Source organism: Mesoflavibacter sp. CH_XMU1404-2, from assembly GCF_037029465.1.
Taxonomy (GTDB): domain Bacteria; phylum Bacteroidota; class Bacteroidia; order Flavobacteriales; family Flavobacteriaceae; genus Mesoflavibacter.
Window position 1 is genome coordinate 201,750 of record NZ_JAYMEM010000005.1, and the last position, 25,037, is coordinate 226,786.

24 protein-coding genes and 3 tRNA genes are annotated in these 25,037 nt (G+C 32.2%); 16 read left to right on the top strand and 11 right to left on the bottom strand.

The annotated features are described in order from the left end of the window. The first annotated feature begins 82 nt into the window (after positions 1-82). Positions 83-2,485 carry an outer membrane beta-barrel family protein gene (locus WA327_RS04290; RefSeq protein ID WP_336066848.1) on the top strand — a complete coding sequence of 801 codons (2,403 nt, stop codon included), beginning with the start codon at positions 83-85 and terminating at the stop codon, positions 2,483-2,485. A 49-nt stretch (positions 2,486-2,534) separates the two neighbouring features. Here the strand turns inward: WA327_RS04290 and WA327_RS04295 are convergent, their stop codons facing one another. Then, complete coding sequence (locus WA327_RS04295) at positions 2,535-3,656, bottom strand: hypothetical protein (protein WP_336066850.1); 1,122 nt, start codon at positions 3,654-3,656, stop codon at positions 2,535-2,537. A gap of 61 nt (positions 3,657-3,717) precedes the next feature. On the opposite strand from WA327_RS04295, the gene WA327_RS04300 reads away from it, so the two are divergent. Then, a complete protein-coding gene (locus tag WA327_RS04300; protein ID WP_336066852.1) occupies positions 3,718-4,944 on the top strand; it encodes a M28 family peptidase in 1,227 nt (408 codons plus the stop codon). 158 nt (positions 4,945-5,102) lie between these two features. On the opposite strand, the gene WA327_RS04305 is transcribed toward WA327_RS04300, so the two are convergent. Continuing rightward, positions 5,103-5,642, bottom strand: a complete 540-nt coding sequence (locus WA327_RS04305; RefSeq protein ID WP_336066854.1) for a hypothetical protein — start codon at positions 5,640-5,642, stop codon at positions 5,103-5,105. 67 nt (positions 5,643-5,709) lie between these two features. Here WA327_RS04305 and dusB point away from each other — a divergent pair, with 67 nt between their 5' ends. Next, positions 5,710-6,705 (top strand): tRNA dihydrouridine synthase DusB, encoded by a 996-nt coding sequence (dusB, locus tag WA327_RS04310; RefSeq protein WP_336066856.1) that lies wholly within the window; start codon positions 5,710-5,712, stop codon positions 6,703-6,705. 6 nt (positions 6,706-6,711) lie between these two features. Here the strand turns inward: dusB and WA327_RS04315 are convergent, their stop codons facing one another. Together WA327_RS04315 and rbfA are read right to left on the bottom strand one after the other, a co-directional pair. Then, positions 6,712-7,917 (bottom strand): FtsX-like permease family protein, encoded by a 1,206-nt coding sequence (locus tag WA327_RS04315; protein WP_336066858.1) that lies wholly within the window; start codon positions 7,915-7,917, stop codon positions 6,712-6,714. Then, on the bottom strand, positions 7,918-8,313 hold the full coding sequence (gene rbfA / locus WA327_RS04320; RefSeq protein ID WP_336066860.1) for a 30S ribosome-binding factor RbfA: 396 nt from the start codon (positions 8,311-8,313) through the stop codon (positions 7,918-7,920). It abuts the gene before it with no gap. An 83-nt stretch (positions 8,314-8,396) separates the two neighbouring features. On the opposite strand from rbfA, the gene mce reads away from it, so the two are divergent. The 3 genes from mce (at position 8,397) to WA327_RS04335 (ending at position 9,341) form a co-directional block, all read left to right on the top strand. Then, positions 8,397-8,798 (top strand): methylmalonyl-CoA epimerase, encoded by a 402-nt coding sequence (gene mce, locus WA327_RS04325; protein WP_336066862.1) that lies wholly within the window; start codon positions 8,397-8,399, stop codon positions 8,796-8,798. A 56-nt stretch (positions 8,799-8,854) separates the two neighbouring features. Beyond that, positions 8,855-8,928, top strand: a tRNA-Ile gene (locus tag WA327_RS04330). Between the two features lie 242 nt (positions 8,929-9,170). Then, positions 9,171-9,341 (top strand): PID-CTERM protein-sorting domain-containing protein, encoded by a 171-nt coding sequence (locus WA327_RS04335; protein ID WP_336066864.1) that lies wholly within the window; start codon positions 9,171-9,173, stop codon positions 9,339-9,341. Here the strand turns inward: WA327_RS04335 and WA327_RS04340 are convergent. Further along, a complete protein-coding gene (locus WA327_RS04340; protein ID WP_336066866.1) occupies positions 9,330-9,920 on the bottom strand; it encodes a riboflavin synthase in 591 nt (196 codons plus the stop codon). The two genes, WA327_RS04335 and WA327_RS04340, sit on opposite strands and share 12 nt — an antisense overlap. Before the next feature lie 68 nt (positions 9,921-9,988). Between WA327_RS04340 and pdxA the strand changes: the two genes are divergently transcribed. The 6 genes from pdxA (at position 9,989) to accC (ending at position 14,991) form a co-directional block, all read left to right on the top strand. Then, positions 9,989-11,035 carry a 4-hydroxythreonine-4-phosphate dehydrogenase PdxA gene (pdxA, locus tag WA327_RS04345; RefSeq protein WP_336066868.1) on the top strand — a complete coding sequence of 349 codons (1,047 nt, stop codon included), beginning with the start codon at positions 9,989-9,991 and terminating at the stop codon, positions 11,033-11,035. Between the two features lie 73 nt (positions 11,036-11,108). Then, positions 11,109-11,648 carry a DUF177 domain-containing protein gene (locus tag WA327_RS04350; RefSeq protein ID WP_336066870.1) on the top strand — a complete coding sequence of 180 codons (540 nt, stop codon included), beginning with the start codon at positions 11,109-11,111 and terminating at the stop codon, positions 11,646-11,648. A gap of 9 nt (positions 11,649-11,657) precedes the next feature. Next, a complete protein-coding gene (gene rpmF, locus WA327_RS04355) occupies positions 11,658-11,858 on the top strand; it encodes a 50S ribosomal protein L32 (protein WP_027879374.1) in 201 nt (66 codons plus the stop codon). 180 nt (positions 11,859-12,038) lie between these two features. Then, positions 12,039-13,034: a beta-ketoacyl-ACP synthase III gene (locus tag WA327_RS04360; protein WP_336066877.1), complete on the top strand. Its 996-nt coding sequence runs from the start codon at positions 12,039-12,041 to the stop codon at positions 13,032-13,034. A gap of 34 nt (positions 13,035-13,068) precedes the next feature. Then, a complete protein-coding gene (gene accB / locus WA327_RS04365) occupies positions 13,069-13,554 on the top strand; it encodes an acetyl-CoA carboxylase biotin carboxyl carrier protein (RefSeq protein WP_336066879.1) in 486 nt (161 codons plus the stop codon). Between the two features lie 84 nt (positions 13,555-13,638). Beyond that, complete coding sequence (gene accC, locus WA327_RS04370; RefSeq protein ID WP_336066882.1) at positions 13,639-14,991, top strand: acetyl-CoA carboxylase biotin carboxylase subunit; 1,353 nt, start codon at positions 13,639-13,641, stop codon at positions 14,989-14,991. A 31-nt stretch (positions 14,992-15,022) separates the two neighbouring features. Here the strand turns inward: accC and WA327_RS04375 are convergent, their stop codons facing one another. After that, the gene (locus WA327_RS04375; RefSeq protein WP_336066884.1) at positions 15,023-15,598 is read right to left on the bottom strand and encodes a hypothetical protein; all 576 of its coding nucleotides are present in this window, start codon (positions 15,596-15,598) and stop codon (positions 15,023-15,025) included. Positions 15,599-15,633: 35 nt separating this feature from the next. Between WA327_RS04375 and WA327_RS04380 the strand changes: the two genes are divergently transcribed. The 4 genes from WA327_RS04380 (at position 15,634) to WA327_RS04395 (ending at position 20,696) form a co-directional block, all read left to right on the top strand. Then, the gene (locus tag WA327_RS04380; protein WP_336066885.1) at positions 15,634-18,366 is read left to right on the top strand and encodes a reprolysin-like metallopeptidase; all 2,733 of its coding nucleotides are present in this window, start codon (positions 15,634-15,636) and stop codon (positions 18,364-18,366) included. Positions 18,367-18,436: 70 nt separating this feature from the next. Continuing rightward, complete coding sequence (locus WA327_RS04385) at positions 18,437-19,552, top strand: FAD-dependent oxidoreductase (protein ID WP_336066886.1); 1,116 nt, start codon at positions 18,437-18,439, stop codon at positions 19,550-19,552. Positions 19,553-19,555: 3 nt separating this feature from the next. Then, on the top strand, positions 19,556-20,257 hold the full coding sequence (mtgA, locus tag WA327_RS04390) for a monofunctional biosynthetic peptidoglycan transglycosylase (RefSeq protein ID WP_336066888.1): 702 nt from the start codon (positions 19,556-19,558) through the stop codon (positions 20,255-20,257). Beyond that, entirely contained in the window at positions 20,238-20,696 is a 459-nt protein-coding gene (locus WA327_RS04395) for a 3-oxoacyl-ACP synthase (protein WP_336066890.1), read from the top strand. Before mtgA ends, WA327_RS04395 begins: the two co-directional genes overlap by 20 nt. 42 nt (positions 20,697-20,738) lie before the next feature. Here the strand turns inward: WA327_RS04395 and WA327_RS04400 are convergent, their stop codons facing one another. The 5 genes from WA327_RS04400 to WA327_RS04420 form a co-directional block, all read right to left on the bottom strand. Beyond that, on the bottom strand, positions 20,739-22,139 hold the full coding sequence (locus WA327_RS04400; protein ID WP_336066892.1) for an RtcB family protein: 1,401 nt from the start codon (positions 22,137-22,139) through the stop codon (positions 20,739-20,741). Between the two features lie 174 nt (positions 22,140-22,313). Continuing rightward, positions 22,314-23,414: a slipin family protein gene (locus tag WA327_RS04405; RefSeq protein WP_336066894.1), complete on the bottom strand. Its 1,101-nt coding sequence runs from the start codon at positions 23,412-23,414 to the stop codon at positions 22,314-22,316. A 688-nt stretch (positions 23,415-24,102) separates the two neighbouring features. After that, positions 24,103-24,187, bottom strand: a tRNA-Tyr gene (locus tag WA327_RS04410). A gap of 9 nt (positions 24,188-24,196) precedes the next feature. Beyond that, a tRNA-Pro gene (locus WA327_RS04415) sits at positions 24,197-24,269 on the bottom strand. Between the two features lie 147 nt (positions 24,270-24,416). Continuing rightward, the gene (locus WA327_RS04420) at positions 24,417-24,965 is read right to left on the bottom strand and encodes a hypothetical protein (protein ID WP_336066896.1); all 549 of its coding nucleotides are present in this window, start codon (positions 24,963-24,965) and stop codon (positions 24,417-24,419) included. Between the last annotated feature and the right edge of the window lie 72 nt (positions 24,966-25,037).

Genomic DNA, 25,037 nt, shown 5'->3' on the forward strand with positions numbered 1-25,037 from the left:
GCTAAATGATTGAAAATTGAGGTTTTTCCCACAACAAAAAGTAATTAACAATTATTATCTTGCACCTTCTATTAATTTTTAAATGAAATACTTAGCCTACATTGTAATTTATTTACTGTCTTTTTATGCAATTGGACAGGAGGCAACTATTTCTGGACAAGTATTAGATCAAAACAATCAACCACTATCATTTGTTAATGTTATAGCAACCGATGCATTAGATAATTCTATCTTAAAAGGCGCAAGTACTGACGAGTCTGGTAAGTTTACAATTACGGGGTTAAACTTTAAGGCTTATATTTTACAAGCTTCATTTTTAGGGTTTGAAAGTTATTCTGAAAACATTACGATTACAACAGCAACTTCTGTAAAAAATATTGTTTTAAAAGAAAGCACAGGAACTCTAGATGAAGTTGTAGTTACCGCTAACAAACCAACCTTAAAAAAAGACGTGGATCGATTAACATTTAATGTAGCCAATACTTCTTTGGTTGAAGGTACTATGTTGGAAGTATTACGTAGTACGCCTGGTGTTTTGGTTTTAGGTGGCAATATATCGGTTAAAAACAGTACGCCAACCGTTTTTATAAACGATAGAAAAGTGCAATTATCAGCTTCAGAAGTTACACAGCTATTAGAAAACTCGCCAGCTAACAGCATTAAAAAAGTTGAGGTTATTACAAATCCTTCTGCTAAGTACGATGCGGAAAGCGGCGTTGTTATAAATATTGTAATGAGTAAAAACTTAATTACTGGTTATCGTGGTAATATGTTTTCTAATTTCACACAAGGTGTTTTTCCTAGATATAATGCAGGAATTAATCAGTTTTATAAAACCAATAAAATTAATATTAATCTTAACTATAACTATAACCACAGTAAGATTAACAGAGATAATATTAATGAAATAAACTATTTAGATAATAACAACACTATTTCAGAGAATTGGTATTCTACTTTAAACAGAAATACAACTTCCAAAACACATAACGCAAACTTAAACTTTGATTACTTTTTAAGTGAAAGAAGTACGCTTAGTCTAACTTCAAATTTTCTGTATTTACCATATTTTGATTATTTAACAAAGGGTAATACAACAGTTAATGACTTACAAGGAACAGACGATTATAATTTTAATGTAAATAATAATTCAAGCGACGATAAATATAATCTTGGAGTAGATTTAGACTTTGTTCAAAAGTTTAAAAATGAAAGTTCTTTAGCAATTAATGTGCATATGACTAAGTATGATTATGAAAGACATCAGCAAGTAAACTCTCAATATTATTTCACTAATAGTGGTTCTAATTACAATACTACTTTTACAACAGATAACAATCAAACTACTGATATTTTAACATCACAAATAGATTATAACACACCTTTAAGTGATAACTCTTCTTTATCTACAGGAGTAAAAACATCTGTGATTAATACCGAAAGCGATATTACTCAATTTGATATTGATCCCAATACAGGACTAACAACTTTTAATGCGCAATATTCTGATGCTTATAATTATGATGAGTCTATTTTTGCTGCCTATTTAGATTACCAAATTGATTGGGAAAAATGGAGTTTCTCTGGAGGATTAAGAGCAGAGCAAACCAATATTGAAGGGAAATCTGTAAGCACAAACGTGTTAAACAAACAAGATTATTTAGAATGGTTTCCAACGCTTAATTTAAGTTGGCAAACTTCTGAAAATGTAAATATTTACACTAATTACAAACGAAGTATTAATAGACCAGATTACCAAGATTTAAACCCATTTAATTTCTTTTTAAATGATAATACGATAGCCACAGGTAATCCATATTTACAACCAACATTTACTGATAAATTTGTTTTGGGAACATCTATAAAAAGTAGATATACTTTTGAGTTTTATTATAAAGATATTTCAGATCAAATACATGAAATTCCAATTCAAGACAATGCTAACAACATCTTAATCTATCAACCAACTAACATTGGTAAATCAACCGATTTAGGTTTAGATTTTATCACTTATTTTGATATTTCAAATAGTTGGTCTGTATATTTTGTAACGTCTTTTTACAATATTTCAGAAGAAGCTTTTCTAGACAATCAATTAGTTAAACAAGATCAATGGAGTAACTATTCTGTGTTTAGTAATGATTTTTCTCTCTTAAAAGACAAAAGCTTATCGGCTAACTTTACTGTTATCTATACAAGTAAAAATTTACAAGGTTTTCAAACGGTTGATGGTCGTTTAATTTCTGATTTATCATTTAGTAAAAAGCTTTTTAATGATAAAGCAACATTATCCTTAGCATTTGCAGATTTATTTAATAAACAAGATTTTGCGGTTAGGACTAAATATGGTAGACAAAATAATTATAACTTTCATAACCAAGATAACAGATACGTTAAATTAGGTTTTAGTTATAAGTTTGGTAACACCTCTTTACAAACCAATGAACGTATCAAAGACAAAAAAGAAAGAGACCGATTAAAATAAAAAAACCTGAGTACTACTCAGGTTTTTATTTATAAAAGGGTTTTAAAACTTAATCTTGCCATTCTGCAATAAATAAGTTAGTGTCATGTCCGCCACCATTATTTCTGTTAGAAGAGAAAATTAAATGTTTACCGTCGTTAGAAAACACAGGGAAAGCATCAAAAGTTTCACTATGTGTTACGCGCTCTAAGTTTTTCCCATCAATATCTATTAAATATAAGTTGAAAGGAAATCCGCGTTCTGCTTCAAAGTTAGAAGAGAATAATACTTTCTTTCCGCTAGGATGAAAAAACGGACTCCAATTTGCATTTCCTAAATCTGTTAATTGGCGTAAATCACTACCGTCTGCATTACAAATGTAAAGTTCCATATCGGTTGGCTCTACTAAACCTTCGGCTAATAAGTCTTTATATTCTTTAATTTCTTTTTCGGTTTTTGGTCTTGAAGAACGGAAAATAATTTTTGTACCGTCTGGCGAGAAAAACGCACCACCATCGTAACCTAATTCGTCAGTAATTTGTTTTACATCAGTACCATCAATATTCATGGTATATAATTCTAAATCGCCACTTCTAGTAGAGGTAAATACAATTTTATCACCTTTAGGAGATACCGTTGGTTCTGCGTCATATCCTGGCTCGTTAGTTAATTGGCTAACAATATTGCCATCTAAATCAGCTACAAAAATGTCAAACGTATCGTAAACAGGCCAAATGTATTTTCCGTTTTTACGTAATGGCGTGTCAGGACATTCTTTATCACCTAAATGCGTAGATGCGTAAATAATATGTTTATTGTCTGGTAAAAAGTATGAGCAAGTTGTGCGTCCCATACCTGTACTTAACATTGGTGGTGCGATGCTATCGTTTAAAGTTTCATTAGCATGTAATAAAAACATTTGATCACAATTTACGCCCCATTTTTTGTTGTTAGATTGAAACACCAACAAGCTGTCATTAAAACTCCAATACGCTTCTGCATTATCGCCACCAAAAGTGACTTGACGTAAGTTTTTAAAATGTTTTTCTTCAGCAAAAATAAGAGGATTATCAGTTGCTTTTACCGTTTCGGTTGTCGCAGAATTTTCAGTTTCTGAAGTTGATTTTTTGTCTTCTTTACAAGAGAAAACAGATAGTGTAAGTAGTAAAATTCCGAATAATTTCGTCTTCATAATAATCTTTAATAACTGGCTAAAAATGCCTAATTTTGAACAAAATTAACACTTTCTCATTATGAAATTTATAAAACTACTGGTTTTTTTATTGGTTTTTGTTGCCTGTAAAAAAGAAACGCCAAAGCAAGTGACCATTAAAGACGATGTGATGTTTTTGTCTAATGATAGCTTAGAAGGAAGACAAACAGGATCTGAAGGCGAGCAAAAAGCCGCAAAATACATTGCACAACGTTTTGAAGATTTAGGATTACAACCAAAAGGAACAAACGGTTATTTTCAAGAGTTTTCATTTAAACCAAAAACAAATCCACACCAAAAAGTAAGTTACACGGTTAAGGATGGAGACAGTACAATTACAGGGACAAACGTAGTTGGTTTTATAGATAATCAAGCAGAACACACAGTTATTATTGGCGCACACTACGACCATTTAGGTTATGGTGCAGAAGGAAGCTTGTACCGAGGTGACACCAAAGAAATCCATAACGGAGCAGATGATAATGCAAGTGGTGTAGGCGTATTGTTAGATTTAGCTAAAAAACTAAAGGATACAAACAAAGGAAACAATTATCTGTTTATTACCTTTTCTGGTGAAGAAATGGGCTTATTAGGTTCAAATTATTATGCTAAAAACCCAACAGTTAGTAATGACAAAGCTAACTATATGATAAATATGGATATGGTTGGACGCTTAAAAGCAGATAGTACGTTGGCGGTTTATGGCGTTGGTACGTCACCAATTTTTAAGCAAACATTAAAAGCACACAATCAGAAGTTTAAATTAGTACAGAATGAATCTGGCGTTGGACCAAGTGACCACACAAGTTTTTATAATGTAGATGTGCCAGTACTTCACTTTTTTACAGGTCAGCATGAAGATTATCACAAACCTTCAGACGATTTTGATAAGTTGAATTACGATGGAATGAGCACGATTTCAAATTATATTTTTGAAGTTATTACAGATCTAAACGATAACGGAAAACTTGCCTTTAGAAAAACTAAAAACGAAAGTGAAGAAACGCCACGATTTAAAGTTGGTTTAGGTGTTATACCAGATTATTTATTCGATGGTGAAGGTATGCGTATTGATGGTATAAGCGAAGATAAGCCAGCACAAAAAGCAGGTTTAGAAAAAGGAGATATTGTAGTTAAAATGGGAGATAGTAGCGTAACGGATATGATGAGTTATATGAAAGTACTTTCAACCTTTAAAGAAGGCGATAAAACAATAGTAGTTGTTGATAGAAATGGCGAAATGGTAGAGAAGGAGATACAGTTTTAACCAAGCGTTATAGCTTTTAAACATGTAATTTACAACAATAGAATAGTCAAAATATATAATATTTTAACTGTTTTATTTTAATCTAATAGATATATAGATACTTAAAGAGATTATTAAAACTAGGTTGATGATCTTTGCTAAAGATTTAAAAGGAATATTTACTTAATATTTTTTAATTTTAAAGAATTAATAATAAACAAAGCTTGATGAATATATTTGTTATATAAGTCTTCTTGCATTTGAAAACTTATATAATTAATATATTTTTTATTTTTGAAAGTGTAAAAATATTCAATCTTTTTGTATGTTTTTTTATCAAAATTAGTTTCAAAAACTGATTCAATTTTGTATAAAAATAATGAATTACTATTGATTTTAGATATTTTGAAAACTTTGTTCTTTTGCCATTTATAGGTATATTCACTAAATTCTATCAATTTGTTTTCAACTTCATCACTCTTTTCTAGAAAAATTATATTGTTATTAATTGATAGATAATTTAATTCATTCACAGTTTTTTTAATTTTTTTAGGAATTAAATTTATACTACCAAATCCTGAGACACTTTTTATCCATGTATCTGGGTATTCGATGGTAAAATCTTTTGTTTTAACTGTTTTTAATTTTAAACTTTCTTTAGGTGTTCCGCAACCTATAATTAAAAAACATAATACAATTATTGCAATAGCTTTATTCATAAATACTAATTTATCTCTTTTATTTAGAATTACCTAAAAAACAGTAATTTTACCAAAAAATTGTCACGTGGTAAAAATAGGTAACATAGAACTTCCAGAATTTCCGTTGTTGTTAGCTCCAATGGAAGACGTTAGCGATCCGCCTTTTAGAAAATTATGTAAAGAGCAAGGTGCAGATGTGGTGTATACTGAATTTGTATCTAGCGAAGGTTTAATACGTAATGCAGCTAAAAGCGTTATCAAACTTGATATTTATGAAAAAGAACGTCCTGTTGGTATTCAAATTTTTGGAGCCAATATGGATAGTATGTTACAAACCATTGATATAGTTTCTGAGTCTAAACCAGATATTATTGACATTAACTTTGGTTGTCCAGTAAAAAAGGTGGTTAGTAAAGGTGCTGGTGCAGGAATCCTGAAAGATGTTTGTCTAATGGAACAACTAACTGCCGAAATGGTTAAACGTACTAACATACCAATTACAGTAAAAACACGTTTAGGTTGGGATCATGACTCGATTAAAATTGTTGAGGTTGCAGAACGTTTACAAGATGTAGGTTGTAAAGCAATTGCTATACATGGTCGCACACGCGCGCAAATGTATAAAGGTAACGCAGATTGGAAACCAATTGCAGAGGTAAAAAATAATCCGCGTATGCATATTCCTGTTTTTGGAAATGGAGATGTAAACACGCCAGAACGCGCAATGGAAATGCGAGACCAATACGGTTTAGACGGATGTATGATTGGTCGTGCAACAATTGGTAACCCGTGGTTTTTTAAACAAGTAAAACACTTTTTTGAAACCGGAGAACATTACCGACCAATAACAATGCAAGAGCGTGTTGATGCAGCAAGAAGACACTTGCAAATGGCTATAGATTGGAAAGGTGAAACCTTAGGCGTTTTAGAAACCAGACGTCATTATACCAATTACTTTAAAAGCATTCCTCATTTTAAAGAATATAGAACAAAAATGGTAACTAGTGATGACTCTAAAGATGTTTTTGCAGCTTTTGATGAAGTAGAAGAACAGTTTAGTGATTACGTGTTTACTGAGTAAATAACACTAACTCGTCTTTACCAAATCTCTATTTATTCTTGAAGCAGCAATCCTAGAAGCTATGATACCTAAAACCATTAAGGTTAGCATTACAATAACAAAGTTTTTAAATTGTAAAGCTACAGGATAAGGTAAAACAGGTGTTATCATAATTAGTTTAAAAGACAATTGTAATTGTACTAAAACATAACCAATGATTAGTCCGATAACTCCGCCAATTATCGTCATTAAAATACCTTGATAGAAAAATATTTTTCTAATATCTTTTACGCTTGCACCTAAGTTATATAATGTATTTAGCGTTTTTCTCTTATCTAAAATAGCCATTATAATTGTACCTATAATGTTGAAAAGCGCAATGATTAACACTAAAGTGAATATAAGATAAACCGCCAGATTTTCGGTATTAAGCATTTTGTAAATAGCATCGTTTAATTGGTCTTTGTTTTTTACCAAAATAGTTGGTCCTAAAACAGAAGCTATTTTATTTTTTACAGTGTCTTCATCTGTATTTTCCTTCAGTTTAAACTCGATACTTGTAATTTGGTTATCGTCGTAACTTAGTAGCTCTTTTGCAGTTTCTAAAGATGTAAAAATGTATTTATTGTTTAATTCTTCATTAATATCATAAATACCAACATTAACTACTTTTACTTGGTTTATAGCCTGACTTTGAGAAGTGATTTGACCTTTTCCTGGTTTTGGAACAGAAAGTGTCATGCTTTTTCCATAGTCGTTAGCTCCTACATTTAAGTGAGTAGAAATGGTCCAACCAACAACAGATTGTGGCGTGTCTGGATAGATCCAACTTCCTATAGGAATAACCGATTCTATCTTAGTAATTTCACTAAAATTTTGATCAACACCTTTTACATAAGCAGGATGATTATTGCCATCAAAAGAAGCAATAACACGTTCTTCAATAATTTTTGAAAAACTAGCAATACCTTCAATATTTTTTAAATCTTCAGCTTGTTGTTGAGATAGTGTAAACGATTTTCCTAAGGTTGTTTCTGCTTTTAAATCAGGATCGATTATAGAGGTAAATTCTAAAGTAAATTCGCGTAAACCCGCAAAACCAGAAAGTACAATAAATAAAGATGCAGAGCCTAATACAATACCAACCATTGCAATAATGGTTATAAAGTTTATAGCATTATTGCTGCTTTTAGAGCGTAAATAACGTTTGACTATGTACAGCGGAAAATTCAACTAAGATTTTTTTCGTTTGCCTAATAAATCTGGATTTTCAATAGGATTGTCTTCGCCTTTTAAAGACTTTTCAATGTTGTCAATATATTCTAAAGAGTCGTCTATATAAAACATTAATTGAGGCATACGACGTAATTGATTTTTTGTGCGTTGCGCAATTTCATGTCTAATAAAGGGTGTGTTTGCCTTAATGCCTTCAAGTAACTCTTTACCTTTATCGTTAGGGAAAATGCTTAAATATACTTTAGCATCTGTTAAATCTGCTGTTACTTTTACTTTAGATACCGATATAATTACACCTCTTAACCCGCCTTTAGTAGCAGCACCTTGTAGTACATCTACCAAATCTCGTTGAAGTACCGAAGCTATTTTTTTTTGTCTTTGACTTTCTTCCATGCTACAAAAATAGTTGTTATTACAAGAATATATTACTTTTAAGACATATTTAAGCAAAAATTAGACCTAAAATACATTAAATAATGGAAAAAATAGAACATATTGGTATAGCTGTGAAGAGTTTAGAAGAATCTAATAAGCTGTTTGCACAACTTTTTGGTAAGTCACATTATAAAGTTGAAGCTGTTGAAAGTGAAGGTGTAAGTACTTCTTTTTTTGAAGTTGGACCTAACAAAATAGAACTTTTAGAAGCGACAAAACCAGATAGTCCAATAGCAAAGTTTATAGAGAAAAAAGGCGAAGGAATACATCATATTGCTTTTGCGGTTGATGACATTGAAAAAGAAATACAGCGCTTAAAAGACGAAGGTTTTACAGTTTTAAACCAAACACCTAAAAAAGGCGCAGACAATAAGTTAGTAGCCTTTTTACACCCAAAAACAACTAACGGAGTTTTAATAGAGCTTTGCCAAGATATTAAGTAATTAAAAAAAGGTTTGCAGTATTTTAAAAATAGTAGTAATATTGCACTCCAATTTCGGGTCCTATAACTCAGTTGGTTAGAGTATCTGACTCATAATCAGAAAGTCCCTGGTTCGAGCCCAGGTGGGACCACTTTAATTAGAAATTGCAAAAGCCTCACAATTTGTGAGGCTTTTTTTACTTTACATATTAAGTTATTAACAAAAATGGTATTATTTTATTGTTAAATCTGTATTTCAACGATAAAATTTGCGCTTAAAAGATATAATTTAAGTAAAAACTGTTCAAAAAATTTTGTTAGCAGTCTTTTTTTCATACATTTACAACCGAATTTCTCTCAAGTTCAATAAAAAATAATAGCCCAAATGTTATTTATGTTTTTTAACCTAATTAATATAGTAGATGGAGGTAATGTTCCGCCACCACCACCACCAACACCACCACCTGGTTTACCCATAGATAGTGGTATTGTGTTTTTAATTGCTGCTGCTCTTTTTTACGGGATATATAAGGTTATAAAACACAAACAAAGCTTAAGCGCTTAGTTCTGTTAGACGCTTTACATACTTTCCTATAACATCAAACTCTAAGTTTACGGTAGTTCCAACTTTAAAGGTTTTAAAGTTTGTATGCTCATAAGTATAAGGTATAATTGCTACGCTAAAACTGTTTTTTTGAGAATTTACAACGGTTAAACTTACACCATTTACTGTAATAGATCCTTTTTCAATAGTTACATTATTTAATTTTGGATCGTATTCAAAAGTAAAAAGCCAGCTTCCTTCTGTTTCTTTTATGCTTGTACAAGTTGCAGTTTGATCTACGTGACCTTGCACAATATGACCGTCTAGTCTTTCGCCTAATTTCATAGCACGTTCAAGGTTTACAATAGCATCAATATTTAAATCACCGATATTTGTTTTGTCAAGGGTTTCTTTAATAGCGGTTACTGTATATTGGTTATTGTCAATAGCAACAACAGTCAAGCAAACACCATTATGGGCAACACTTTGATCTATTTTTAACTCATGAGTAATTTCACTTTCAATAGTGATATGTAAATTATCTTTATCAGTAACTAGATTGGTTACTTTGCCAAGTGTTTCAATAATTCCTGTAAACATAAACGTAATCGTTATTATTTGGTTAAATTTGTCGCAGGTAAAATTACAAACAATAGTTAGTTTTATTAATGAAGAAAGAAGAAAATATTAAACTAGGAATTTCGATTGGAGATTTAAACGGAATTGGTTCAGAAATCGTTCTTAAGATTTTTGAAGACTCAAGAATGTTAGATTTTTGTACTCCAATAATTTTTGCTTCCATTAAAACAATGAGTTTTGTAAAAAAACATTACAAAATAGATATTAACCTTAACGGAATTAACCATATTAACCAAGCTATTATTGGTAGAGTAAATGTGCTTAACTGTTGGAAAGAAAATGTAAATATCTCTTTTGGAAAAGAAGACAAAACTATTGGTGAGTATGCAATAAAATCTTTACAACAAGCTACTACTGCTTTAAAAAATGAAGAAATTGATGTGCTTGTAACGGCGCCAATTAATAAAAGTAGTATTCAGTCAGAGACATTTAAATTTCCTGGTCATACAGATTATTTAAATCAAGAGTTAGAAGGAAACAGTCTTATGTTTATGGTAAATGGTGGGTTAAGAGTTGGTTTACTAACAGATCACGTTCCTGTAAAAGATATAGCAAAGCATATAACCACAAGGTTAATTGAGGATAAGGTTAATACAGTACACGAGTCTTTAATTAAAGATTTTAAAATCAATAAGCCAAAAATTGCTGTTTTAGGTATTAATCCACATACAGGAGATAATGGTGTTATAGGAAATGAAGACGATAAAATTTTACGTCCAGCATTAAAAAAGATTAAAGAAAAAGGAAAGTTAGTCTTTGGTCCTTACGCTGCAGATAGTTTTTTTGGATCAAATAATTATAAAAATTTTGATGCGATAATTGCATCATATCATGATCAAGGTTTGATACCATTTAAAACACTTTCGTTTGGTCAAGGTGTTAATTATACCGCAGGATTAAACAAGGTTAGAACATCTCCAGATCATGGCACCGCTTTTGAAATAGCAGGAAAAGGGCAAGCAGACATAGGCTCTTTTAAAGAAGCTATTTTTACAGCAATTAAAATATTTAATAACCGAAATGAGTATGCAGAAATAAGCAAAAATCCTCTGCCTTTTTCTAAAAAAAAGATATAAACAAAAAAATGTTTATAAGTCTTTAAATTAAAGAAGATTTTTATATATTTGCAGGCTCAAAATAGATGTGAGAATGAAGCAATTAAAAGAATTTACAATCCAGTTTGTAGGTTTAAAAGAAGGAAAACATCATTTTGATTATAAAATAGACCAAACGTTCTTTGATCATTTTGACTATGAAGAGTTTAACTCTAGCAATATAAATGTAGATGTTACATTAAACAAAAAATCTACTTTATTAGAGTTACATTTTGAAGTTTCAGGAACCGTAAATGTTAACTGTGATGTTACTAACGAGCCTTACGACCAACCCATATCAAACACATTTGATTTAGTTGTAAAGTTTGGAGAAGAATATAATGATGAAAACATTGATATATTAATAGTACTACATGGTGAGTATGAAATTAACATACAACAGTATATTTACGAAACGATTGTGTTAGCAATACCAAGTAAGTTAGTGCATCCTGGAGTAGAAGATGGAACATTAGACTCAGAAATACTCAAAAAACTAGAAGAATTAAGTCCAAAATTAAAAGATAAAAAAGAAAAAGAAGACGAGATTGATCCTCGTTGGAATACATTAAAAAAACTATTAACGGATAAATAATAATATAAAATGGCACATCCTAAGAGAAAAATCTCGAAAACTAGAAGAGATAAGAGAAGAACGCATTACAAAGCAACTGCGCCACAAATTGCAACTTGCCCAACAACAGGTGAAGCTCACTTATATCACAGAGCTCACTGGAGTGAAGGAAAATTATATTACAGAGGTCAAGTATTAATAGACAACTCAGTAGAAGAAAACGTAGCATAATTTATTATGCATGCATATAAGAAAACGCTCACTTGTGAGCGTTTTTTTTATGAAACGCTTTTCTTTACGTTAAAAACGTTTTACTTTGCGTCAAATTAGTTCAAAAATGACTAATTTAGCTTAATTTATGTCATTTTTGTCCCGTTTTGGGTCTTTTATGACCAAAATTATATAAAAAATATGAGCAAGATTACTGCTGCAATAACTGCTGTTGGTGCTTACGTGCCAGAGTTTGTATTATCAAATAAAGTCTTAGAGACAATGGTAGATACAAACGACGAATGGATTACCACCAGAACAGGTATTAAAGAACGTAGAATTCTAAAAGAAGAAGGAGAAGGTACCTCTTACCTTGCCATAAAAGCCGCACAAGATTTACTAGAAAAAAGAAATCTAGATCCCAAAGAAATAGACTTAGTAATCGTAGCAACAGCTACACCAGATATGCCAGTAGCATCTACAGCTGTATATACAGCTACAAAAATTGGAGCTACAAATGCTTTTGCATACGATTTGCAAGCAGCGTGCTCTAGTTTTCTTTACGGTTTATCAACCGCAACAAGTTATATAGAGTCTGGTCGTTATAAAAAAGTTCTATTAATAGGAGCAGATAAAATGTCTTCTATAATAGATTACACAGATCGTGCTACATGCATCATTTTTGGTGACGGAGCAGGAGCTGTTTTATTAGAACCAAATACAGAAGGCTTAGGATTTCAAGATGAATACTTAAGAAGTGATGGGTCTGGAAGAGAATTCTTAAAAATTGAAGCAGGTGGATCTATATTACCAACTTCACAAGAAACAATAGATAACAAACAACATTTTGTACATCAAGAAGGACGTACAGTATTTAAATTTGCTGTAGCAAATATGGCAGACGTTTGCGAAAAAATCATGCAACGTAATAACCTGTCTCATGAAGATGTTTCATGGCTAGTACCGCATCAAGCAAACTTACGTATTATTGATGCTACTGCTAACAGAATGAATCTTGAGGAAAGTAAAGTCCTTAAAAATATTTACAGATACGGTAACACTACATCAGCAACATTACCATTGTTATTATATGACTTTGAAAAACAGCTAAAAAAAGGTGATAACTTAATTTTTGCCGCTTTTGGTGGTGGATTTACATGGGGCTCGATATACTTAAAATGGGCTTATAACTCTTAAACTAACTAAAACTTAAATTAATAACTTAATAATTATGGATTTAAAAGACATTCAAAACTTAATTAAATTTGTAGCAAAATCTGGCGCAAGTGAAGTTAAATTAGAAACAGATGATGTTAAAATAACAATCAAAACTGGATCAGATACTGAAACTACAATTGTACAACAAGTGCCAATGCAAGCACAAATGCCAGTACAACCTCAAATGCAAGCTGCTCCAGCTGCAGCTCCTGCACCAGTTGCAACAGAAGCTCCTGCTGCACCAGCCGAAGATTCAAAATATATTACAATAAAATCTCCTATAATAGGAACATTTTACAGAAAACCATCTCCAGACAAACCATTATTTGTTGAGGTAGGTCAATCTATCGCAGAAGGAGATGTGTTATGTATCATTGAAGCAATGAAATTATTTAACGAGATAGAATCTGAAGTTTCAGGTAAAATCGTTAAAATTTTAGTAGACGATGCTTCTCCAGTAGAATTTGATCAGCCACTTTTCTTAGTAGACCCATCTTAATTTAGATTATTAGATCTGTTCAAATTTCATATTAAAATTTGAACTATCAATAATCCTATTGTCTAATTATCTAATTCAATAAAGATGTTTAAAAAAATATTAGTTGCCAATAGAGGTGAAATAGCACTACGTGTTATAAGAACCTGTAAAGAAATGGGCATAAAAACTGTTGCTGTATATTCTAAAGCAGATGAAGATAGCTTACACGTTAAGTTTGCTGACGAAGCTGTTTGTATAGGACCAGCACCAAGTAGTGAGTCTTATCTTAAAATGTCAAATATTATAGCTGCTGCAGAAATTACAAATGCAGACGCTATACATCCAGGATACGGTTTCCTTTCAGAGAACGCAAAATTTTCTAAAATTTGTGAAGAACACGATATTAAATTTATTGGTGCTTCTGAAGAAATGATTAATAAAATGGGAGACAAAGCTTCTGCAAAAGCGACAATGAAAGCAGCAGGAGTACCTTGTGTACCTGGTAGTGATGGTATTATCGAAAGCTTTGAAGAGTGTAAAAAAATAGCAAAAGAAACAGGTTATCCTGTTATGCTAAAAGCTTCTGCAGGTGGAGGAGGAAAAGGAATGCGCGCCGTTTGGAAAGAAGAAAACTTAAAAGATGCTTGGGACTCAGCTAGACAAGAATCTAAAGCTGCATTTGGAAATGACGATATGTATATGGAAAAGCTTATCGAAGAGCCAAGACATATCGAAATACAAGTTGTAGGAGATAGTACAGGTAAAGCGTGTCACTTATCAGAAAGAGATTGCTCTGTACAACGTCGTCACCAAAAGTTAACAGAAGAAGTGCCTTCTCCATTTATGACAGACGCTTTACGTAAAAAAATGGGTGATGCAGCAGTTAAAGCAGCAGAATTTATTAAATATGAAGGAGCTGGAACTGTAGAATTTCTTGTAGATAAACATAGAAATTTCTACTTTATGGAGATGAATACCCGTATACAAGTAGAACATCCTATTACGGAACAAGTAATAGATTTTGACTTAATCCGTGAGCAAATATTAGTTGCAGCAGGTGTGCCAATCTCTGGTAAAAACTATACACCTAATTTACATTCTATTGAGTGTCGTATTAATGCAGAAGATCCTTATAATGATTTTAGACCTTCACCAGGAAAAATCACTACGCTTCATGCTCCAGGAGGACACGGTGTACGTTTAGATACACATGTATATGCTGGTTATAGTATTCCGCCAAACTACGATTCTATGATAGCAAAGTTAATTACCACTGCACAAACACGTGAAGAGGCAATTAATAAAATGAAACGTGCCTTAGATGAGTTTGTCATAGAAGGAATTAAAACAACTATTCCATTCCATAGACAATTAATGGATCACCCAGATTATTTATCTGGTAATTATACCACTAAATTTATGGAAGACTTCAAAATGGAAAAACCAAAAGAAGATTAAAAGAAAAGCGACTTATTTTAAGTCGCTTTTTTTATAAGTTAAAAGTGTCACTAAAAAATGTTATTACTTGTGGGACTTCGTTTATTTTAAAACTAAAATCAATTTTATAAGTGTTTTTTGAAACCTTTTTAACATTTAAATTTCCTTCTTGAATAGGGAAGTAACCAGAACTTCCTCTACAAAAACACAATCGTCCAAAAATTGCATTTACGGTTGATAACTCTTCGTTTTTAAGAGAGATATTTTCTTCGTTTTTTTTAATTTCAATATAAATAACTTCTTCATAGTTACTGTCTGCAACATCTTTAATAGGATGTCTTTTATAACTGAATTTTAATAAATTTGTAGTAGAACTTTCTTCTAAGTCTATGTAAGGTTTATCAAACTTATCTTTTTTTAATTTTATTAGTTTGTTTTTTAATATATCAATGGTACAAATTCCATCTTTTGGACATTCAAATAAGTTGCCGTTATTTAAAAGCTCACTTTTAGAAGAGGTGTTACCAGTTTTACAGGCTATTAGAACTATAAAGATTAGGGAAAATTTATTCACTTTAAGTATATAATATTTAACGTTCTTTTCTTGGATTAAAAGAAAGATACTCATAATTTTAACAAATTAATAAATTAACTAAAAAAATTATGAGAAAAAACTACTTTAAAAACATCTTAATTGCTGTTTTAATGATATTTACATTAAATATCTTTGCTCAAGAAGGTCGTTCCTTTTGGACTGAGTCTTCTAAAGAAAATGCTTCTCGTAAGCAATTAAACTTTAGAAAAACAGAACCAACCAAAGCCCAGTTTTATAAATTAAATTTAGAGGCTTTAAAAACCTATTTAGTTGATGCGCCAAATAGAAAGAATGATATTAATGCATCTGAAAAGTTAGTCTCTTTTCCTACTTCAGATAATACATTCGAAACTTACAGCGTAATGGAGGCTTCTGTAATGGAAGAAACACTTCAACAAAAATATTCTAATATTAGAACCTACGTAGGTAAAAGTATAGATAACCCTACTAACACAATGAGATTTAGTATAACGCCTCAAGGACTTCATACAATGTCCTTTGTATCTGGTAAAGGATTAGAGTTTATAGACCCGTATACTAAAGATGCAGGTCAATATATAGTTTATGCTAAAAAAGATTTACCAAGATTAGATACTGCTTGGACTTGTGATTTTGAAGATGATGAGGTTAGTATTGAAGGAAAAAGCTCTTCTGTTAATACTATGTTTAATGCAAATGATGGTATGATGAGAGAATTTAGATTAGCTTTAGCTTGTACAATTGAATATGCTCAATTTCATTGGTCGGCAGCAGGTTTGACAGCAGGAGATAGTGTTGCTGCAAGAAAAGCAGCTGTACTAGCAGCTATGGTTGTTACTATTAATCGCAATAATTTTATTTATGAAAGAGATTTATCTGTGACCATGACTTTAGTGGCTAATAATGAGAGTATTATTTTTATAAATTCAGATAGCTTTTCTAATGATAATGCAGGTGCATTAATTAATGAAAGTCAAACAGTAATAGATTCAAATATTGGTTTTTCTAATTATGATATTGGTCATACATTTTCTACAGGTGGTGGAGGTTTAGCGCAATTAAATTCTCCTTGTACGAGTAATAAAGCTAGAGGTATTACAGGTTCTCCCGCACCAGTAGGAGATCCTTATGATGTAGATTATGTTGCTCATGAAATGGGACACCAATATGGATCAACTCATACTTTTAATGGTAGTACAGGTAATTGTTCTGGATCAAACCGAACAGCATCAAGTGCATATGAGCCTGGGAGCGGAACAACAATAATGGCATATGCAGGTATTTGTGCTCCTCAAAATGTGCAATTAAATAGTGATGCATATTTTCATCAAAAAAGCTTAGAAATGATGTGGGCAAATATCACTGTAGGAAATAGCACTTGTGCATCACAAACAGCAACAGGTAATTCTGCTCCTACAGCAAATGCGGGAGCTAATTATACTATTCCTGCATTAACACCGTATAGACTTACAGGTAGTTCAACGGATATTGATGGAACAAACTCACACACATACACATGGGAGCAATATGATTTAGGTGCAGCCGGACTTCCCGAAGAAACAAATACTTCAGGACCTTTAGTAAGGTCATTTGAGGGTACAGATAACCCAACAAGGTACATTCCTAGAATGGAGGATATTTTATCCAATGGAGGTATATCTACAACTTGGGAAAAACTTGCTTCTGTTAATCGAAGTATAAACTACAGACTGACAGTTAGAGATAATGATCCAGTCGGTGGCCAAACAGCTGTAGATGCAATGACAGCAACCGTGAATGCAGCTGCAGGTCCTTTTGTTGTAACATCTCAAAATACACAAGGTATAACTTGGTTAACAGGAGAGACCCGAACAATTACTTGGAATGTTGCAGGAACAACATCAAATGGTGTTGATACAGCAAATGTGAATATTTTATTATCTACAGATGGCGGACAAAACTTTGATACAGTGTTAGCTTCAAATGTGCCAAATGACGGTTCTCATGATATTATAGTACCAAATGTTTTTGGTCCTTATTCTAGAGTAATGGTTGAAGGTGCTGGAAATATATTTTTTAATATAAACTCTGAAGACATTCAAGTCAATGCTTCAATTAATACAACATGTATAACTTATAGTTCTGGAAACGTTAACATACCTATTCCTGATGGTCCTGCAGCAAACACACAAGGGGCTCCTATCTTTAATACAATTAATATTCCTGACCCAGGTAATGTAGATGAAATTTTAGTGTCCGTAGATGTAACACATTCTTGGATTGGAGATTTAGTAATTCAGGTTTCAGATCCAAACGGATCTGAATTTACTAATGTTTGGGCTAGATCTTGTAATGATACCCAATATGGTGATATAAATGTTACTTTTGATGATAATGCTGCTCCTATAAACTGTGCAACACCAACACAAGGAACATACGCTCCTGCAGCACCACTAAGTGTTTTTAATGGTCTTGATCAATTAGGAGATTGGCAAATTGCTATGGCTGATTTTTACAATGGTGATACAGGTACTCTTAATAGTTGGTCGATAGATTTATGTTCAACTACAATAACAAACTTAAGCACTGAAGAATTTAGTCTTTCAGGATTAAGTATTTTCCCTAACCCAAACAATGGTCAGTTTACTATTAAATTTAACAATGCTAAAGATGTTAAGCTAGAGGTTTATGATGTTAGAGGAAGAGCTGTTTTAAGTCAAGACTACAATGTTTCTGGACAATTTAATGAGACAATTAACTTAGGAAGTGTACAATCAGGAATGTACTTATTAAAAGTTAATAACGGAGGTAAAACAATCACTAAAAAAATTATTGTTGAATAAATAATAATTTTCAAATAATAACAAAACTCCGAAAGCAATTTCGGAGTTTTTCTTTTATATTAGTTTTTAAATGAACTTTAGCTATTGGGAAATAAAATCATGGTTAGCCAACTTAGATTTCACTATTGTTGGCAGTGGTATTGTTGGTTTAAATTGCGCTTTGTATTTAAAAGAAATTTATCCAAAAGCTAATATTCTAATTTTAGAAAAAGGGCTATTGCCTCAAGGCGCAAGCACTAAAAATGCAGGATTTGCTTGTTTTGGTAGTTTAAGTGAAATCTTAGACGATTTAAATACACATACCGAAATAGAAGTTATAGAATTAGTAAAAAAAAGAGTTGAAGGCTTACAATTACTACGTCAAACTCTGGGTGATTCAACGATAAATTATCAAGCTTTTGGTGGCTACGAGTTGTTTACTGAAAATGATGATTTATTTGAAAATTGCCTATCGGAAAAAGACAACATTAACAACCTATTAAAGCCAATTTTTAATGCTGATGTGTTCAGCATAAAAGACAACACATTCAATTTTAAGAACATCAAAAATCAATACATTTTTAATGCTTATGAAGGTCAAATAGATACTGGAAAAATGATGGAAGCACTTCTTCAAAAAGTACAATCTAAAGGTATTAAAATTTTAAATAGTATTACTGTTGAAAGTTTTTCAGAAGATCAAGGTTCAGTTAAAGTAAAAACCAATCAGTTCGATTTTTCAACCTCAAAATTAATGATTGCCACTAACGGTTTTGCTTCACAATTGAACATTCCAGAAGTTAAGCCAGCACGTGCCCAAGTACTTATTACAAAACCCATAAAAAACTTACATATACAAGGTACATTTCATTTAGATCAAGGCTATTATTATTTCAGAAATATTGATAATCGTATCCTCTTTGGTGGCGGACGCAACCTCGATTTTAAAACTGAAGAAACTACCGAATTTGCCCAAACAAAACTCATTCAAAACAAATTAGAAACACTTTTAAAAACAACCATTTTACCAGATACTAATTTTGAAATAGACCATCGTTGGTCAGGAATTATGGGTGTTGGTAAACAAAAAAAGGCTATAGTAAAACAACTGTCTAACAAAGTGTTTTGTGGTGTTAGACTTGTCGGAATGGGCGTGGCTATTGGTAGTTTAATTGGTAAAGAATTAGCAGAATTAACTCAAAATTAAGCAATGAAAAGAGTCTTTCGGTTTTTACTTAAATGTTGTGTTTGGTTTGTGATTTTAACTGTGCTATGGGTTGTAATTTATCGTTACGTTCCAGTATATTACACACCATTAATGGCTATTCGTTCTTTTGAAAATACCGAGAAAAATTCAACATTTAAACATGAATGGATTAATATTGAAGATATTTCTATTCACCTTCAAAAAGCTGTGATTTGCAGTGAAGATCAAAAGTTTTTAACCCATAATGGGTTTGATATTGAAGCGATTGAAAAAGCTTACGAAAACAATAAAAAATCAAAACGCATTAAAGGGGCAAGTACCATAAGTCAACAAACTGCAAAAAATGTGTTTTTATGGCCAAACAGAAGTTGGTTACGCAAAGGTTTAGAAACGTATTTTACCTTTTTAATCGAAAAATTGTGGTCTAAAGAGCGAATTTTAGAAGTGTATCTTAACAGTATCGAAATGGGTAATGGCGTTTACGGTGCTGAAGCAGCAGCAAAGCATTGGTTTGGGACTTCGGCAAAAAGATTAAATATCAATCAAGCCACAGCAATTGCAGCTATATTACCTAACCCTAGACGATATAAAGCACAACCTGCAACGCCTTATATTTCTAACAGAAAACAATGGATTATCAAACAAATGAGTTTTTATGGACCATTAAAATTTCCTAAGAAAGACGATGAAAAACCGAAGCATTAAAACCCAATTATTAGAACTTTGTAACCAAAGTTTAGACACGCGTTTACAAAATGTTTTGGCGGTTATTGAAGATATAAAACAAAGTCTGCAAAGTGAAACCAAAAGTAGTGCAGGTGATAAGCACGAAACAGGACGCGCCATGTTGCAATTAGAACGTGAAAAAGCAGGACATCAATTAGCCGAAATTGAAAAAACAAAACAAATTCTGTCTAAAATTAATATCGAATCAACCTCTAAAAAAATTGGTTTAGGCAGTGTCGTTTTTACTTCACAATCTAATTACTTTATAAGCATTAGTGCTGGTGAACTTAAGGTTGAAAATGAAACGTTTTACGCCATTTCTGCAAATACACCAATTGGTCAATTACTTTTAGGGAAATCGATTGGTGATGAGGTTGTGTTTAGAAATATGTCCTTTAGAATCACAAAGATTTTATAAATAAAAAGCAGACCAACATAAGTCAGTCCACTTTTTTCCTTTCTAAGATTTATTTTTTCTTCTTTTCTCTCTTTTTACACGCCAAGGTGCATTTTTTTGCCAATCGCCAGCCATAATACAACCGTAAGGTAGTACTTCGTCAATGACATTTCCTAAACCGTATTCATCCATTTGGTTTCTAACGGTTTGTGCATTTTTATATGCGCTTGGCAACTCGGTAATATCAATTTCTTTAGAGAAAAACCGAACATCTAATCCGCGTGTTTCTTCTTTAAAAATCTGCATAATACTTCCCGTTTTGCTGTTTCTATGCTGTGTACGGCTTACGTTTCTACCAGCACCATGCGGTGCAAAACCTAAATTGGTTTTGGTCGTAGCACCTTCAACAATCAATACTGGTTCAGACATGTTTAAAGGGATTAATCGTGGACCTGTAATATCTGGCATAAACTTAGCATCCAAAGGTGTTGCACCTTTAGCATGATAAAATAAATCGCCATCTTTAAATACAAAGTTATGCTCGTTCCAGTAACGGTTTTCAATGTTGATTTCTAAAGTTTCTGCAACCGAATTATGAATTACCTCATGATTGGCTTTTGTCCATTGTCTTATGGTTTGTAACGCTTGCCAATAGTCTTTTCCTTCTTCTGTATCAAAAGGAATCCATGCATTTTGTTTTAAAGTTTCTGGTGATAAGATTTTTCTAAAACGTTCGGCAATTTTCATCCCTTTAGTAAATAATCTAGCACCAGGACCACGTGATCCGTGATGCGTTACCAACATAGTGTTTCCTGTTTTTTTAGATGTACCAACAAACAAGAAATGATTACCATCGCCTTGAGTTCCTAAATGCGCTCTTGCGGCTTGGATCATTTGTTTATCGTTAAGTAAGCCATTGTTTTCAAATGCTTCCAATAATTCCTTCGGAAATCTAAATTGCGTATTTCTATCGCGTCCGCCAGGACCAAAATGTGTATTGGCATGAGCTGCGTCTAAAATGGCTTTAGGATCTGCTTTTCCAAAGTCTGTCAACATCACCGAGCAACAAATATCTGCACTATGCATACCAGGATGAATAGCGTTTTTTGCTACTGCAACACCACCAACAGGAATGGTTCCGTCTGGTCCCGTTGGGCAAGCATCTGGCATAATAGCACCATTGACTAAAGTTGGTGTTTTCATTAAGGTTTGCATCGAGTTAATAACTTTAGAAACGTTATCTTCTTCTAACTCGTTTTCTGCTTTTATATTAATTGAAAAGTCTAAAGGTTTACTATGTAGTGGTAATGGATCTGGTAACTTGTATTGCTCTAAATAACTTTGTAAAGCATCACCTTGTAATTGGTTTTTGTTAATGTAAAACAATGCGTCTTTCATCCATTTGCCTTGTCTGTAACCTAAATTGATTAAGTCTTTTCCTGTTATTTTTGTGTTTGTTTCCATTGTTTTATTTCCCACGTAAGTGGTAATGTTTTTTACTTTTATCTTTCTATTTAATAAGATTCTTTGCTTTCGTTCTGAATGACATTACAAATATTATAGTATGTTGCGCAATGTTTTTGCGTAGTGAAATTATTTTAATTCTCACAGGTATAAAAACCTGTGAGAATTCTAAAATCACTTGTTTACTGAAAAAATATCCTTTAATTGTTCGATCACGTTTCCGTTTCCGGCTACGGTGATTTCGCCAATTTTATCGGCAATTTTCTCTACGTATTCCATTTCTTTTAATTTAAACAACATGCTGTTGTCTTCCATTAATTTTGCAGTATTTAACAAGCTACGCGTAGAGGCTGTTTCTTCGCGTCTTGTAATAACGTTGGCTTGTGCTTTTTTTTGTGCGATTAATACTTGGTTCATGATGTCTTTCATGTCGCCAGGTAAAATTACATCTCGCATACCAGCATGTAATACGTTTACGCCTAACTTGCTGGCTTGTGCTTTTACGTCTTCTAGAACTGCTTTTGCTATTTGGTCTTTTTGCTCTAACAATTCGTCTAAGGTATAAGCACCAACATAAGCTCTTAAGGCTAATTGCAAGCTTGTGTACAATTGTTTTTCGTAATCTTTATTTTGCATTAATGCGGTTTCGATATCGATTACTTTGTACTGTGCGTAAAAGTTAATACGCACCGCTGCTTTGTCTTTGGTTAACAACTCTTGACCTGACACTTCTAATTGTAACTGACGTAAATCTGCTTTTGCGATTTTTATTGTTTGATTGTTTCTCCAGAAATGGTACGTACCGTGATCTAAGATTTTATCAAACTTATCATCAACAATCATAATGGCTTTTTCGTAAGCTGCGACTTCAAAAGAGCGTATATATTGTCTTAATTGCATATTGGTATATAAAGACTTGCTAATGTTTTCTGTGATTTCGATTTTACTTAAATCTACAGTAACAAATTTATAGTCTACTAACGTATTCCAAAATGTGTATTGACCAGCCGTTAACACTTGTTTAAAGTTGTTGTTTGTGTAGACTAAAACCATTTGGTTATCTTCTACGTTTACTACGTGTAACATGTTGGCTAAAGCTTGGTCTTCTAGTAAGATTTCCAATGCTTTAGGCGCATTAAAAACAGTTGTTAAGCTGTATGTTATAACGCTTTCGTTAAAACCTAGCCAATGGTTACCTTGTGTAATTACACGTGCGTAATCACCGTTTTTAAATACTAAACCTACGTTACCTGCATGAATTCTTACTCTTTTCATGATTTCTAATTATTGTGTTCTGATGGTTTTATTTTTTAAATCAGAACGGTTATACATTTATAATAGGGTTTTCAAGCATAAGCTGAAAATGATCTATTCTTAGTTAAAACAAAAAAAAGTTAACCATCTTTCTAACTACGGAAATACTATGGTTTTATATCTTTTTAGATAATGTTTAGTAGATGATTTTTAAACAGTCTTTACTGAAAATATTTCAACAATTTTGTCTAAAAATGAATCTTTAAAAGATTACCCAAAGTGACTTTAAATACATTAGTATTTCAAGGTGTTGTCTAGACTGCTTTAGCAAATTTTTGCTTGAGCCAGTCCACTTTTACTTTGTTTTTTTAGAGCCATTTTTTATGTGATGGCAACACTGGTGGTCGATTTTTACAAGTGACCTTCTTGATCAAAAAAGATGGATTAAAGTCCATTTTCAAAACTGTAACCTAAATACAGCGCGTTTACCAATTCCGCCACAAGACCGTTAGATCTTGGTAGGATTCGAACCTACAATTTGAATCTATTGCTTAACCGCTAAGCTACTTCCCGTTAGAGAAGACAGGATTCGAACCTGTGTACATAGATGGATTATTTATTTGGTCAAATAACCTAAAAACCTAATGCGAAACTGCAAGGATTTATACAATAGTGCTATACAGAAACACTTAACAAGACTTGCTTGATGTGGAAGCAGTAGGATTCGAACCTACACGTTCATTTAAGAAATCAGATTTACAGTCTGACGAGCCAACCAATTGCTCAATGCTTCCTTGTTTTTGTCTGAGAGATAGGATTCGAACCTACAACCTCTCGCTTCCAAAGCGAGTAAACCAACCATCGTTATCCTCTCAGTTATGTTTAAGAACTTTTATTAAGCTTCACCAGTTCCTGCGACTGGTGAAGCACTGCTTTTTTAAAGTCTGACTCCAAAAGACTTTTTGTTATCTACTCTGCAAATATTTTACGCTATTGCGCAATGTTTCTGCGTAGTTTAAAAATTTATTTTTTCTTCTTCTTTTTCTTGTCTTTTTTGCTCTTTTTCTTCTTTGAGCCTTTTTTCTTTTTGGGTTTTATTTTGTCTTTAATCCTAGATGTTTCATTATCTATATGACTTATAAAATCTCTATTGTAACCAAATGCTTTTGCTGTTTTTAATGCTTTTATGGCTTTTTTATATGCTGTTTGATACTCTAAAAGCATACCTTGATAATACCAGATTAATCCTTTATCTATGCCTTTAACGGTTAGCGCAAAGTCTATTAAATTTTGAGCTTCTTGATAATCGTCGTTCCAGATTAATACTAAAATGTATTTATCATACACCTTATGAAAATCCATTTTATTAGCTAAAGCTTCTGCAAAATAGTGCTTGGCTGTTTCATAGTCGCCTAACTGTTCTGCTTGTAATTGTCCCATTAAATACAAAGCGTAAGCGTTGTTACTTTCGTAAGACAAAGCGTAGTTTAGGTTTTCTACGGTTTCTTCTAATTCGTATGGATAGGCATCTATAGCTTTAAGCACGTAGTTGTTTAACAAATTCGTGTCCATTGTTTTATGTTTTTCTGAATTAAATTCAGTGTTATTTTTTTAATCAATTAAAATGAGATGCTTCGTCAAGCT